This is a genomic window from Streptomyces sp. SID8374 (genome assembly GCF_009865135.1).
In the GTDB taxonomy this organism is placed as follows: Bacteria; Actinomycetota; Actinomycetes; order Streptomycetales; family Streptomycetaceae; genus Streptomyces.
Genome location: NZ_WWGH01000001.1, coordinates 1,636,141 through 1,649,463, shown reverse-complemented (window position 1 = coordinate 1,649,463; position 13,323 = coordinate 1,636,141). Strand labels below are relative to the sequence as shown.

The window sequence follows — 13,323 nt, the reverse complement described above, 5'->3', positions numbered from 1 at the left end:
GCGCGCGAAGCCCATGAGCGGTGTCATGAAGCGTATGGGGATGCTTTTCCGCGCGAAGGCAAACAAGGCCCTTGACCGGGCCGAGGATCCGCGCGAGACCCTGGATTACTCGTACCAGAAGCAGCTGGAGCTGCTTCAGAAGGTGCGCCGCGGCGTCGCGGACGTCGCGACGTCCCGCAAGCGGCTGGAGTTGCAGCTGAACCAGTTGCAGGGCCAGTCGTCCAAGCTGGAGGACCAGGGCCGCAAGGCGCTGGCGCTCGGCCGTGAGGACCTGGCGCGCGAGGCGCTGTCCCGGCGCGCCGCCCTCCAGCAGCAGGTCACCGACCTGGAGACGCAGCACACCACGCTGCAGGGCGAGGAGGAGAAGCTCACCCTCGCGGCCCAGCGGCTCCAGGCCAAGGTGGATGCCTTCCGCACCAAGAAGGAGACCATCAAGGCCACCTACACGGCGGCCCAGGCGCAGACCCGGATCGGCGAGGCCTTCTCCGGCATCTCCGAGGAGATGGGCGACGTCGGCCTGGCGATCCAGCGGGCCGAGGACAAGACGCAGCAGCTCCAGGCGCGGGCCGGCGCCATCGACGAGCTGCTCGCCTCCGGTGCCCTGGACGACCCGACCGGCACGGCGAAGGACGACATCGCCGCCGAGCTGGACCGGATCTCCGGCGGTTCGGACGTGGAGCTGGAGCTGCAACGCATGAAGGCCGAGCTGGCCGGCGGCTCCTCGTCCTCGCAGCAGGCGATCGAGGGCGGTGCCCAGGACGGCACACAGCAGTCGCAGCAGTCCCCGCACAAGTTCGACAAGCAGTAGTGAGGGCGGCGTCATGATCGTACGGATCATGGGGGAGGGCCAGGTCAAGCTGGCCGACAGTCACTTCGCGGAGCTGAACGAGCTGGACGATCTCCTGCTCAAGGAGATGGACAGCGGGGACGGCCCCGGCTTCCGCACCACGCTCCACGCACTCCTCGACAAGGTGCGTGAGCTCGGCACTCCGCTCCCCGACGACTCCCTGGAGCCGTCGGAGCTGATCCTGCCGGCGCCCGACGCGACCCTCGAAGAGGTGCGCGCCATGCTCAGCGACGACGGGCTCATCCCGAACTAGACGTACCTGCTCCACCAGCACTCACGCAGCTGTGCCCCGCGTCCGGCCCGCCCGGTGCGGGGCACAGTGCTGTACACGCCCGCCCCCGGCGTACGGTTCCGTGGTCGTATCGGCACCCCGCGGAGACGGATCCGTGGGCGGCACGCCGTACCGTTGCTGGACGTGACCACCCTTCCCTCCGGGTTCGCGCGCGCCCGCCGCTGGCTGCGGGACCACCCCCTCGCGTTCGACGCCACCCTGGCGTTCTGTGTCCTCGTGGCGATGATCTGCGGCTCGTTCGCGGACCCGGGCAAGGGGCACGGGCCGACGTTCGGGACCCGCACCCCCGGGGCGTTCAGCGTGCTGCTGATGGTGCTGGCGGCCTCGGCCCTCGTCCTGCGCCGACGCCACCCCATGGCGGTCCTCGCGGTGACCGGGGTGTTCACGGCCACCGAGTACATCTTCACGGACCCGCCGGCCCCGGTCGTGATGAGCACCGTCATCGCGCTCTACACCGTCGCCTCGCGCACCGACCGCCCCACCACCTGGCGGGTCGGCCTGCTGACCATGGGGATCCTGACGGTCGCCGCGATGGCCTTCGGCTCCACGCCCTGGTACAGCCAGGAGAACCTCGGCGTCTTCGCCTGGACCGGGATGGCGTCGGCCGCCGGGGACGCCGTACGCAGCCGCCGCGCCTTCGTCGACGCGATCCGGGAGCGCGCGGAGCGGGCCGAGCGCACCCGCGAGGAGGAGGCCCGCCGCCGCGTCGCCGAGGAGCGGCTGCGGATCGCCCGGGACCTCCACGACGTCGTCGCCCACCACATCGCCCTGGTCAACGTGCAGGCCGGGGTCGCCGCCCACGTCATGGACAAGCGCCCCGACCAGGCCAAGGAGGCGCTCGCCCACGTACGGGATGCCAGCCGCTCGGCGCTCAACGAACTCCGGGTCACCGTCGGGCTGCTGCGCCAGTCCGGCGACCCCGAGGCGCCCACCGAACCGGCCCCCGGCCTCGCGGTCCTGGACGGGCTGGTGGACACCTTCCGCAACGCCGGGCTCCCCGTAGAGGTGGCCGGCGCCGACCGGGGCCCGAAGCTCCCCGCCGCCGTCGACCTGGCCGCGTACCGGGTCATCCAGGAGGCGCTGACCAACGTACGCAAACACGCGGGCGCCGGAGCGAGGGCCGAGGTGAGCGTCGTACGGGTCGGAGCCACCGCCGAGATCACGGTCCTGGACAACGGCCGGGGGAGCGCGGCCGGTCGCCCGGGCCCGGGCAGCGGCGGCCACCCGGCGGACGGCACCGGCGCCCCGGACGGCACCGGCACCGGCAACAGCACCGACGCCCAAGGCGCCCCCGACGGCGGCGGCCACGGTCTCCTCGGCATGCGCGAACGCGTCACCGCCCTCGGCGGCGCCCTCACGGCGGGACCTCGCTACGGGGGCGGGTTCCGGGTCCATGCGATCCTGCCCATCGAGGCCCGCACGGGTGAACCGGAACCGCCAGGACCGGCGGCCACGACGGGGGAGCGCCGATGACCCAGTCCGCAACCACCTCCGAGCCGCCCATCAAGGTGCTGCTCGCGGACGACCAGGCCCTGCTGCGCAGCGCGTTCCGGGTGCTGGTGGACTCCGAACCCGACATGGAGGTCGTCGGCGAGGCGGCCGACGGCGCGCAGGCCGTGGAGCTGGCCCGCGCGACCGGCGCCGACGTGGTGCTGATGGACATCCGGATGCCGGGCACGGACGGGCTCGCCGCCACCCGCATGATCAGCGCCGACCCGGCGCTGGCCGCGGTGCGGGTGGTCATGCTCACCACGTTCGAGGTCGACGAGTACGTGGTCCAGGCCCTGCGCGCCGGAGCCTCCGGCTTCCTCGGCAAGGGCGCCGAGCCGGAGGAGCTGCTCAGCGCGATCCGGATCGCGGCGGCGGGCGAGGCGCTGCTCTCCCCGGCGGCGACCAAGGGGCTCATCGCCACCTTCCTGGCGCAGGGCGGGAGTTCGGGGGAGGGGCCGGACAGCGCGGAGTACGGGGAGCGGCTGGCCGCGCTCACCGTGCGCGAGCGGGAGGTGCTCGTCCTGGTGGCGGGCGGCCACTCCAACGACCGGATCGCCGAGCGGCTCCAGGTCAGCCCGCTCACCGTCAAGACCCATGTGAACCGGGCGATGGCCAAGGTCGCGGCCCGGGACCGGGCCCAACTGGTCGTCATCGCGTACGAGTCGGGCCTGGTACGCCCCCGGGTGGAGTGAGGCGGAGCCGCAGGGCGCGGAGGGTGGAGAGACGGCGTACTCCACCTGCGGTATGCGCGGCATAAGAAAGCAGCCCGGGGACCGACGTCCGGGCGATCCGGGTCGGAGATCGTATAAGCGGGCGGGCTTGTCCCCCGCGCGGACCCCCGGAACGGACCCCATCACGGGCCCCGGACCCCAGGTCCCCGCTCTCCCGCCCGTCCGTCTCGCACGCCACAGAAGAGAGACCCACCCATGTCCTGGCTGTCCAGATTCAGCCTCGCGCAGCGGGCCCTGATCGGGCTGATCTCGGTCGTCGCGCTCGTCTTCGGCGCGATTGCGATCCCGCAGCTCAAGCAACAGCTGCTGCCCACCATCGAACTCCCGATGGTCTCGGTGCTCGCCCCCTACCCGGGTGCGTCCCCCGATGTGGTGGAGAAGCAGGTCGTCGAACCCCTGGAGAACTCCCTCAAGGCCGTCGACGGCGTCGAGGGCATCACCTCCACCGCCAGCGAGGGCAACGCCCTCATCATGGCGACCTTCGACTTCGGCGACGAGGGCACCAAGCAGCTCGTCGCCGACATCCAGCAGGCGGTGAACCGGGCCCGCGCCCAGCTGCCCCCGACGGTCGACCCGCAGGTCATCGCCGGTTCCACGGACGACATCCCGACCGTGGTCCTCGCCGTCACCTCCGACAAGGACCAGCAGGCGCTCGCCGACCAGCTGGACCGCACGGTCGTCCCCGCCCTCCAGGACATCGACGGCGTCGGCCAGGTCACGGTGGACGGCGTCCAGGAGCTCCAGGTCTCCGTCGTCCCCGACGACAGGAAGCTCGCCGCGGCCGGCCTGAACGCGGGCACGCTCGCCCAGGCCCTCCAGGCGGGCGGCGCCACGCTCCCGGCCGGCTCCTTCTCCGAGGCCGGCAAGAACCGCACCATCCAGGTCGGCGGCGGCTACACCTCGCTGAAGCAGATCGAGGACCTCCAGGTCGTCGCCAAGGACCCGGCGGGCGGTTCGGACGCACCGGCCGGGCCGGTCCGGCTCGGTGACGTCGCCGAGGTGAAGCAGGAGCCGTCCACCGCGGTCTCCATCACCCGGACCAACGGCCGGCCCAGCCTCGCCGTGATGGCCACGATGGACAAGGACGGCAGCGCCGTCGCCATCTCCGACGCCGTCCAGGACAAGCTTCCCGACCTCCGTAAGGACCTCGGCGCGGGTGCCGAGCTGACCGTCGTCTCCGACCAGGGCCCGGCCGTCTCCAAGTCGATCTCCGGTCTCACCACCGAGGGCGCGCTCGGCCTGGTCTTCGCCGTCCTGGTGATCCTGGTCTTCCTCGCCTCGATCCGCTCCACCCTGGTCACCGCGGTCTCCATCCCGCTCTCGGTGGTCCTCGCGCTGATCGTGCTGTGGACCCGCGACCTGTCGCTGAACATGCTGACGCTCGGCGCGCTGACCATCGCGATCGGCCGGGTCGTCGACGACTCGATCGTGGTCCTGGAGAACATCAAGCGGCACCTCGGCTACGGCGAGGAGCGCCACGAGGCGATCATCACCGCGGTCAAGGAGGTGGCCGGAGCGGTCACCTCCGCCACGCTCACCACCGTCGCCGTCTTCCTGCCCATCGGTCTGGTCGGCGGCATGGTCGGCCAGCTCTTCGGCTCGTTCTCGCTGACCGTCACCGCCGCGCTCCTGGCCTCGCTGCTGGTCTCGCTCACGGTGGTCCCGGTCCTCTCCTACTGGTTCCTGCGCGCCCCCAAGGGCACCCCCGAGGACGCGGCGGAGGCCCGGCGCCTCGCGGAGGAGAAGGAGGCGGCGAGCAAGCTCCAGCGCCTGTACGTCCCCGTCCTGCGCTTCGCGACCCGCCGCCGGGTCACCAGCCTGGTCATCGCCGTCGCCGTGCTCATCGCCACCTTCGGCATGCTCCCCCTCCTCAAGACCAACTTCTTCGACGCGGGCGAGCAGGAAGTCCTCACCGTCAAGCAGAAGCTGGAACCCGGCACCAGCCTCCAGGCCGCCGACGAGGCGGCCCGCAAGGTCGAGAAGGTCCTCACCGACGACAAGGGCGTCAAGGACTACCAGGTCACCGTCGGCTCCTCCGGCTTCATGGCGGCCTTCGGCGGCGGTACGGGCTCCAACCAGGCGTCCTACCAGGTCACGCTGAAGGACGCGGCGGACTACGAGGACGCCCAGGACCGCATCTCCGAAGCCCTCGGCAAGCTGGACGGCATCGGCGACACCACCATCGCGGCGGGCGACGGCTTCGGCTCCCAGGACCTCAGCGTCGTGGTCAAGGCGTCCGACGCCGAGGTCCTGAAGAAGGCGGCGGAAGCGGTCCGTACGGAGGTCGCCACGATCAAGGACGTCACCGACGTCCAGAGCGACCTGGCGCAGAGCGTCCCGCGCATCTCCGTCACGGCCGACGAGAAGGCGGCCGCCGCCGGATTCGACTCCACAACCCTGGGCGGCATCGTCGCCGGAGCCGTACGCGGCACTCCGGCCGGCACCGCGATGCTGGACGACACCGAGCGCGACGTCGTCATCAGGTCCGCCCGCCCGACGGCCACCATGGCCGAACTGAAGGCCCTGCCGCTCGGCCCGGTCAAGCTCGGCGACATCGCCACGGTGGAGCTGGTCCCCGGCCCGGTCTCGATGACCCGCATCGACGGCCAGCGGGCGGCGACCATCACCGCCAAGCCCGTCGGCGACAACACCGGCGCGATCAGCACCACCCTCGCCTCGAAGATCGACGCGCTGGACCTCCCCGAGGGCGCCACCGCCACCATCGGCGGCGTCACCGAGGACCAGAACGAGGCCTTCGCCAAGCTCGGCCTCGCCATGCTGGCGGCCATCGCGATCGTCTTCATGCTGCTGGTGGCCACCTTCCGGTCGCTCATCCAGCCGCTGATCCTGCTGGTCTCGGTCCCGTTCGCGGCGACCGGCGCCATCGGCCTCCTGCTCATCACGGGCACCCCGCTGGGCGTCCCCGCGATGATCGGCATGCTGATGCTCATCGGCATCGTGGTCACCAACGCGATCGTGCTGATCGACCTGATCAACCAGTACCGCTCGCGCGGCCTCGGCATCGTCGAAGCCGTCATCGAGGGCGGCCGCCACCGCTTCCGCCCGATCCTGATGACGGCGCTCGCGACCATCTTCGCCCTGCTCCCGATGGCGCTCGGCGTCACCGGCGAGGGCGGCTTCATCTCGCAGCCGCTGGGCGTCGTGGTGATCGGCGGCCTGATCAGCTCCACGCTGCTGACGCTGCTGCTCGTCCCGACGCTGTACGCGATCGTCGAACTCCGCAAGGAGCGCCGCGCCGACAAGAAGGCCGCCAAGCGCGCGGCCAAGGCGGGCGTCCCGGCGCAGCCGGAGCCGGAGGAGACGAAGGAGGCCGAGCCCGCGAAGGCCTGACGGCAAGGGGAAGGGGCCCGTCCCACGCACGCACGCGCGTGGGACGGGCCCCTTCGGGTTCCCGGCCTACGTGACCGAGGAGACGAACGCGCTCCAGGCGGCGGCCCGGAGGACGGGCGCGGGTCCGGTGGGGTTCTTGCTGTCGCGTACGGGGAAGTCGTCGCTGACCTGGACGCATTCGCCGCCGGTGGAGTTGCTGGCGGAATCCGTGGTGGGGGAGCGGGAGCTGCGGTTCGCCGGCGCCCGGCCCGCCGAGTCGCTGGGGGACACCCTGCGGATCGCGGCGAGCCGGGGCGGGCGGCTGGAGGGCGCCGGCTGAACGGTGAGCGGGGTCAGGCGTCCCCGCCGAGGGCCCGGATGATCCGGCGCAGCGTCTCACCGTGCCGCTCGGGGTGGCGGACGCCGACGGCGACGGTCTCCTTCAGCAGGCGGATACGGGTCTCCTCGTCGGACATGTGCCGGAGCGCGGCCAGGTCGTCGGGGTCGAAGCCCTCGCTCTCGCCCGAGAGCACCAGGGCCACCTGGGCATGGGTGAGGGAGGAGAGGCGGTCGCCGAAGACCTGGCCCTCGATGCCTCCGCCGTGCATCAGCGCGTTGCCGTCGCCGGCCTCCAACGACCGGTCCACGTAAGCCTGGAGGGCCTCCCGGTCCGCCACCAGGCGGTATGCCGCGTCCAGGCCCTCCGCGCGGCCGATGTCGAGCATGGCGACGTGGGCCAGCGGGGTGTCCTCCGGCGGCGTCACGGTCAGGAGGCGCGGGTGCTCCTCCAGGTAGGCGCGGGACTCCGTCCAGTCCGCGCACTCCAGCCACTCCGCCAGCTGCTCCGACAGGATCAGCGGATCGTAGGCGGCGGTCACCCCGTGCACGAGTACGGCGTCGCGGAGCGCGGCGTGCCGCCCTGCGCCCTGCGGGTCCAGGACCGCCAGCTCGTCCAGGGCCGTCGCCGCCGCCTCGCCGCTCAGCACCTCCGCGTTCTCGGACCAGAAGTCCCGTGACCGGGGCCAGTTGGGCGCGAACATCCAGGCGCTGACCAGCTCCAGGGTCTCCGGCCGCAGCGCGAGCCAGTCCGGCACGGGCGTGAAGGTCTCCTCCTCCCACGCCGTGCGCACCGCCGCCGTGTCACCGTACGAACGCAGCGCCTGCCGGGCCCGTACGGTCACGGTGTCCGCGCCCCCGCCGCCCTCCGCTTCACGGTCCAGCCACGCCACCAGTTCGGTCATCCCGTTCCCGGGCCACGGCTCGGGGCAGCGCAGCAGGAAGATGTCCCGCTCCACGCGCAGGCGCCGGGCGGTCGCCGGGTCGGCCTCCTCGAACTCCTTGACGGTCTCCTCGAACTCGTCGATGGCCGCCATATGCTCACCGGTCCGCGCCAGCGCCCGGGCCAGGTCGTCCAGCGCCGAGACCAGGGCGGTGACCGAGGCGGCGCAGGCGCCCGGCCCCTCCTCCAGCGCCAGGGCCCGGTGGAGCGCCACCGCCTCCCAGAACGCCTCCACCGCCCCCTCGGTGTCACCGTTCAGCTCCACGTACGTACCGAGCACCTGGAGGCAGTCGGCCAGCTCCGGCAGGAAGGCGTCCCCCAGCCCCCGCCACAGGTCGACGGCCTCCCGCACCGGCGGCAGCGCACCCACCGGGTCCCCGGTGGAGGCCAGGCACCGGGCCAGGGTGAGCAGGGCGGCGGCGAGGCCGGGTCGGTCCTGTGCGGCCGACTCGCGGTGGAGGGCCACGGCCTCCTCCGCCGCCCGCCGGCCCTCCGCCGGGTCGCCCGCCTTGCTGAGGTGACCGGCGAGGCCGTCGAGTGCCGTGGCCAGCTCCGGGCGGAAGGCGTCCGGCCGCCGACCGGTGAGTTCGCGGAGGACGCCGCACGCCTCCTGGGCCGCCTCGACCGCCCCTGACACGTCGCTCACCGCCGCCCGGTGGCCGCCCAGCGCGTGAAGGGCGGCGGCGAGCCTGGGCCGGAACGCCTCCGGGTCCTCGGCGGCGAGGCTCCGGAGATGGCCGACCGCCTCCTCGGCCCGGGGCACCGCTTCCACCGGCTCTCCGGCGGCCGCCAGATGCCGGGCGTAGTTCAGCAGGTACTCCACGAGCGCCGGTACGGACGCGTCGGGGTGCTTCTCCTCCACCAGCTCCCGCTCCAGCCGTACGGCCTGCTTCCCGAACGGCACGGGGGTCGTCCGGTCCCCGGTGTCGGCGATCCGGTCACCCAGGGCGTTCATGGCCTCGGCCAGCTCGGACTGGTAGCGGTCCGGGCGCTTCATGCCGAGGTCGGCGTACAGCTTCGCGGCCTCCTTCGCCGGGGGCAGGGCGGCGGTGTGGTCGCCGATGGCGGAGATCCGGTCCGAGAGCCGGCGCAGGGCCCCGGCCAGCGTGGGTACGAAGCCGTCCTCGGGGTTCTCGCTGAGCAACCGGTAGATCTCGACCGCCTCCCGGGCCGGAGCCACCGCCCCTTCCCGGTCCCCGGCCTCGGCACGGAGCGCGGAGAGGGCGCCCAGCGCGGCCGCCAGCCCGGGCCGGCCGGCGGCGGGGTCGCCCTCGGCCGCGGCACGCCGACTCCGTACCTCCTCCTCGGCCTGAGGGAGGCCGCCCGGGCCGGTCGTCTCCGTCTGCGCACGGCTGCCCGGATCGGCAGCTACCGCCCGCGCGTCGGGACCCCCCGCCCCCCGCGCCTCGTCGCCCGCACCCGTCCCACGGTCCTCGTAACTCATGCCCGCCCCACCGCTCTCGCCGTTCCATCAGGTCAGTCCCGCGCGCGCCACGGCCCGCTGCGGTGAGTAGCAGCGTAGTTACGGGGAGGTGGGGCCGGGTGCCGTATGGAGAAGATTCAGCCTGCGCGCGGAAGGGGGCGGAAAGGGGCGGAAAGGGGCGTCCGGCAGCGAAAAGCCCCGGTACGCCGACCTGCGGCGTACCGGGGCCTCCGGGGCTTCCGGCAGTGGATACGGCTCCCGGTTACGGCAGCGCCAGCATCCGCTCCAGGGCGAGCTTCGCGTACTTCTCCGTCTCCGGGTCGACCTCGATCCGGTTGACCAGCTTGCCCTCGGCCAGCGACTCCAGCGTCCAGACCAGGTGCGGCAGGTCGATCCGGTTCATCGTGGAGCAGAAGCAGACCGTCTTGTCGAGGAAGACGATCTCCTTGTCCTCGGAGGCGAAACGGTTCGCCAGGCGGCGGACCAGGTTCAGCTCCGTACCGATGGCCCACTTCGAGCCGGCCGGGGCCGCCTCCAGGGCCTTGATGATGTACTCCGTCGAACCGACGTAGTCCGCCGCCGCCACGACCTCGTGCTTGCACTCCGGGTGCACCAGCACGTTGACGCCGGGGATGCGGGCCCGGACGTCCTCGACCGACTCGACCGAGAAGCGGCCGTGGACCGAGCAGTGGCCGCGCCACAGGATCATCTTCGCGTCCCGCAGCTGCTCGGCGGTGAGGCCGCCGTTCGGCTTGTGCGGGTTGTACAGGACGCAGTCCTCCAGGCTCATCCCCATGTCCCGCACGGCGGTATTGCGGCCCAGGTGCTGGTCGGGGAGGAAGAGGATCTTCTCGCCCTGCTCGAAGGCCCACTCCAGGGCCCGTTTCGCGTTGGACGAGGTGCAGATCGTGCCGCCGTGCTTGCCGGTGAAGGCCTTGATGTCGGCGGAGGAGTTCATGTACGAGACGGGGACCACCTGGTCGGCGACCCCGGCCTCCGTCAGCACGTCCCAGCACTCGGCGACCTGCTCGGCGGTGGCCATGTCGGCCATCGAACAGCCCGCCGCCAGGTCCGGCAGCACGACCGCCTGGGCGTCCGTGGTGAGGATGTCGGCGGACTCGGCCATGAAGTGCACACCGCAGAAGACGATGTACTCCGCCTCCGGGCGCGCGGCCGCGTCACGGGCGAGCTTGAAGGAGTCGCCGGTCACGTCCGCGAACTGGATGACCTCGTCGCGCTGGTAGTGGTGGCCGAGGACGAAGACCTTGTCCCCGAGCTTCTCCTTCGCCGCGCGGGCGCGCGCGACCAGGTCCGGGTCGGAGGGGGAGGGGAGGTCGCCGGGGCATTCGACGCCTCGCTCGCTCCTCGGGTCGGCCTCGCGGCCGAGCAGCAGCAGCGCGAGGGGTGTCGGCTGTACGTCCAGGGGCTGGGCCGTGGTCACGTCACGCACCCTTTCTTCTCTGCGTTCTGCTCTGCGCTTCTGCGAACGCGCCTTTTCGTCTATTTGACGCTATCTATCATAGCTCCTTCGTGTCACTTTGACGATGCCGATAGCGTCGATGTGACGCATCCCCCGGGCGGCCGGGTGTGCGAGCATGAAAAGGAACAGACAAGCGCTTGGCCCGGAATGAATCCGCGGCTGAGACGGTTGAACCGTCGGCAAGCAGTCCGTACAACCCGGGAGAGAAGCAGATGTCCGTATCGGACGAGACCACCACCGTGAGCGACGGCATCCTCCTGTCCGACGCCGCCGCAGCCAAGGTCAAGGGCCTGCTGGAGCAGGAAGGCCGCGAGGACCTGGCGCTGCGCGTCGCCGTCCAGCCCGGCGGTTGCTCGGGCCTGCGCTATCAGCTCTTCTTCGACGAGCGTTCGCTCGACGGCGATGTCGTCAAGGACTTCGACGGTGTCAAGGTCGTCACCGACCGCATGAGCGCCCCGTACCTGGGCGGCGCCTCCATCGACTTCGTCGACACCATCGAGAAGCAGGGCTTCACGATCGACAACCCGAACGCCACCGGCTCCTGCGCCTGCGGCGACTCGTTCAGCTGAGCGCTGCGAGAACACGCACGTACGAGGGCGGCCCCGGGAATCACTCCCGGGGCCGCCCTCGTAGGTTCACCCCACGCTCAGCTGCGCGGCACCGTCGCTCCGCTCTCCGCGTCGATCACCGTCCGGTCGCCCAGCGGCTCCTTCAGCGTCACGGTCCGCTTCAGCTCCTTGGCGATCATGATGCAGGCGCCGTCCTTCTGCTTCTTCTCCGCGATGGTGATCCGCACCTGCCCCGGGCTCTCCTCGGCGCTCGCCGTGTAGGTGGAGCAGACCCCGCCCCAGAAGGTGACCTCCAGGGTCCGGCCGTCGGCCGCGTACGAGGTCGCCTTGCGGTCGCCCGAGGGCGTCGGCTCCGTGGGCTTCTCGACGAACTCCGGCGCCACCGCGATCTGCGTGACCGTGCTCTCCGGCCCGCCCGGCGCCTGCCGGACGTGGAACAGCCAGGACGGTACGAGGGTCTGCCGGCCGTCGACGTACTGGAGGGCCAGGCCGAACACCGCGTCCTCGACCGTCTGCGTGACCGGCGCCCGCTTGCCGTTCGACGGCACGCACTGGAGGTCCGTGGGCTTGGGCTCACCCTCCAGCGGTACGGGGGTGGCGCAGCCGCCGATGTCCTTGCCCCCGTCCCCCTTGGCCCTGCTCGCCTCGTTGAGCTGCTTGAGCGCCTCCTCGGCCCCGACCACCGGGTAGGTGTCGCCCTTCTCCAGCGCCTTCAGCTGCCCGCTGCCCCCGGCCACCTTGCCGTCCGGGCCGATCTGCACCCCGGTCGACCAGCCGTACGTCGGCAGCCCGTCCACCTTGGGATCCGCGTTCACCACGCGTACGTCGCCCATGAGCTGGCCCGCGTTCAGCGCCGCGTCGTCCTGGCCGACGGCCTTGAGCACCGGCACCGCGGCGGCCTTCGCGGCCTTCTCGCTCACCGGCTGCCCGTCGGCCTCCGGCGGGCTCTGGTTCGCGCACATCTTCCCCGGCTCGCAGGGCTTCGTCGGGGTGGTGCGGGCGAACGTCCAGGTGCCCGGGGCCTGCTTGGTGACCTTCAGGAGCGCACCGGGCCCGTCCTCGTCACCCACCACCCAGGACGCGTCCACGGTCCGCGGGGTCCCCGGGATGCCGAGCGCCTTCGCCAGCCGGGCGACCTCCGCCGAGGCGACCGTGCCCGTGGCGCGGTGGACCGCCGCCTTGTCCGGACCGTCGGGGAGCTGGCCCGCCGCCCGGTAGACCACGGGCGGACCGTTCGGGTCCGGTTCACCGGGGGCGATGCCCGGGGGCGGGGTGCTCGGGTCGCCGGGCGTGGCCTCCCGGCCCGCCTCGGCGGCGTCCAGGGCCAGCACGGGGGCCTTGACGCGGGAGGCGCTGCCACCGCTGTCCGCCGCGCCGTCGCCGGAGGCGGTGGCGGCCCAGTAGGCGCCGCCGCCCCCGGCCAGCAGCACCGCTGCCGCCACCGAGGCCACCGCGAGCGGCGGACGCCGCCGCCGGGGGCCGGTCACGTCGTTGTCGGGTCGCTCGGTGCTCACCGGATCGCTCCTTCGACTGCGTTGCCGTCGCGTTCACTACCGCGTGCCCCCGGACGGGGACACCGGTGGGACGGAGCGGAGGAGGATGCGGTTCCCGTACGACGGCGAACCGGGCGTGGGGCCCGTACAGTTCCGGCCGAAAAGAGTGCCGAAGTGGTCAGTCCCCGTACTCGGACATCGCGTCGATCAGCCGCGCCGACGCGGGCGGCACCGTCACCCCGTGGATCAGCGACGGCTTCACCGGCGCGGTGACGGTCTTCACGGGGGCGGCCCAGTGCGGAGCCATGCGCGCACAGTCCCCGCGCAACTCGGCCAGGCTCACTTCGGACTCTCGCGATGCGGTGTGGTTCGACATATCCGCACCGTA

At 72.2% G+C, this 13,323-nt stretch carries 11 protein-coding genes and 1 pseudogene; 7 read left to right on the top strand and 5 right to left on the bottom strand.

Translation table 11 applies throughout. The features are described from left to right. Nucleotides 1–25: 25 nt before the first annotated feature. From GTY67_RS07410 to GTY67_RS07390, 5 genes are all read left to right on the top strand, one after another. Nucleotides 26–808: a PspA/IM30 family protein gene (locus GTY67_RS07410; protein ID WP_018511919.1), complete on the top strand. Its 783-nt coding sequence runs from the start codon at nt 26–28 to the stop codon at nt 806–808. 13 nt (nt 809–821) lie between these two features. Then, complete coding sequence (locus GTY67_RS07405; RefSeq protein ID WP_093693009.1) at nt 822–1,100, top strand: hypothetical protein; 279 nt, start codon at nt 822–824, stop codon at nt 1,098–1,100. 162 nt (nt 1,101–1,262) lie between these two features. Next, the gene (locus GTY67_RS07400) at nt 1,263–2,612 is read left to right on the top strand and encodes a sensor histidine kinase (RefSeq protein WP_161278149.1); all 1,350 of its coding nucleotides are present in this window, start codon (nt 1,263–1,265) and stop codon (nt 2,610–2,612) included. Then, entirely contained in the window at nt 2,609–3,322 is a 714-nt protein-coding gene (locus GTY67_RS07395) for a response regulator transcription factor (RefSeq protein ID WP_161278148.1), read from the top strand. The genes GTY67_RS07400 and GTY67_RS07395 overlap by 4 nt, the downstream gene beginning before the upstream one ends. Nucleotides 3,323–3,556: 234 nt before the next feature. Then, on the top strand, nt 3,557–6,712 hold the full coding sequence (locus GTY67_RS07390) for an efflux RND transporter permease subunit (protein ID WP_161278147.1): 3,156 nt from the start codon (nt 3,557–3,559) through the stop codon (nt 6,710–6,712). A gap of 66 nt (nt 6,713–6,778) precedes the next feature. Here the strand turns inward: GTY67_RS07390 and GTY67_RS35455 are convergent. Next, nucleotides 6,779–6,856: pseudogene (locus GTY67_RS35455) on the bottom strand (DUF397 domain-containing protein); the annotation flags it as partial. On the opposite strand from GTY67_RS35455, the gene GTY67_RS35450 reads away from it, so the two are divergent. Next, nucleotides 6,840–7,031 carry a hypothetical protein gene (locus GTY67_RS35450; RefSeq protein ID WP_343238744.1) on the top strand — a complete coding sequence of 64 codons (192 nt, stop codon included), beginning with the start codon at nt 6,840–6,842 and terminating at the stop codon, nt 7,029–7,031. The pseudogene GTY67_RS35455 and the gene GTY67_RS35450 sit on opposite strands and share 17 nt — an antisense overlap. Nucleotides 7,032–7,044: 13 nt before the next feature. Here the strand turns inward: GTY67_RS35450 and GTY67_RS07380 are convergent, their stop codons facing one another. Both GTY67_RS07380 and nadA read right to left on the bottom strand, forming a co-directional pair. Next, nucleotides 7,045–9,414 (bottom strand): tetratricopeptide repeat protein, encoded by a 2,370-nt coding sequence (locus GTY67_RS07380; RefSeq protein WP_161278145.1) that lies wholly within the window; start codon nt 9,412–9,414, stop codon nt 7,045–7,047. A 241-nt stretch (nt 9,415–9,655) separates the two neighbouring features. After that, nucleotides 9,656–10,834, bottom strand: coding sequence for a quinolinate synthase NadA (gene nadA, locus GTY67_RS07375; protein ID WP_093693005.1), 1,179 nt, complete (start codon nt 10,832–10,834; stop codon nt 9,656–9,658). Between the two features lie 251 nt (nt 10,835–11,085). Between nadA and GTY67_RS07370 the strand changes: the two genes are divergently transcribed. Next, the gene (locus tag GTY67_RS07370; protein ID WP_003969624.1) at nt 11,086–11,442 is read left to right on the top strand and encodes an iron-sulfur cluster assembly accessory protein; all 357 of its coding nucleotides are present in this window, start codon (nt 11,086–11,088) and stop codon (nt 11,440–11,442) included. A gap of 77 nt (nt 11,443–11,519) precedes the next feature. Here GTY67_RS07370 and GTY67_RS07365 read toward each other — a convergent pair whose 3' ends face one another. Together GTY67_RS07365 and GTY67_RS07360 are read right to left on the bottom strand one after the other, a co-directional pair. Beyond that, nucleotides 11,520–12,956 carry a hypothetical protein gene (locus GTY67_RS07365; RefSeq protein WP_161278144.1) on the bottom strand — a complete coding sequence of 479 codons (1,437 nt, stop codon included), beginning with the start codon at nt 12,954–12,956 and terminating at the stop codon, nt 11,520–11,522. Between the two features lie 157 nt (nt 12,957–13,113). Next, nucleotides 13,114–13,311, bottom strand: coding sequence for a hypothetical protein (locus tag GTY67_RS07360; RefSeq protein ID WP_093693003.1), 198 nt, complete (start codon nt 13,309–13,311; stop codon nt 13,114–13,116). Between the last annotated feature and the right edge of the window lie 12 nt (nt 13,312–13,323).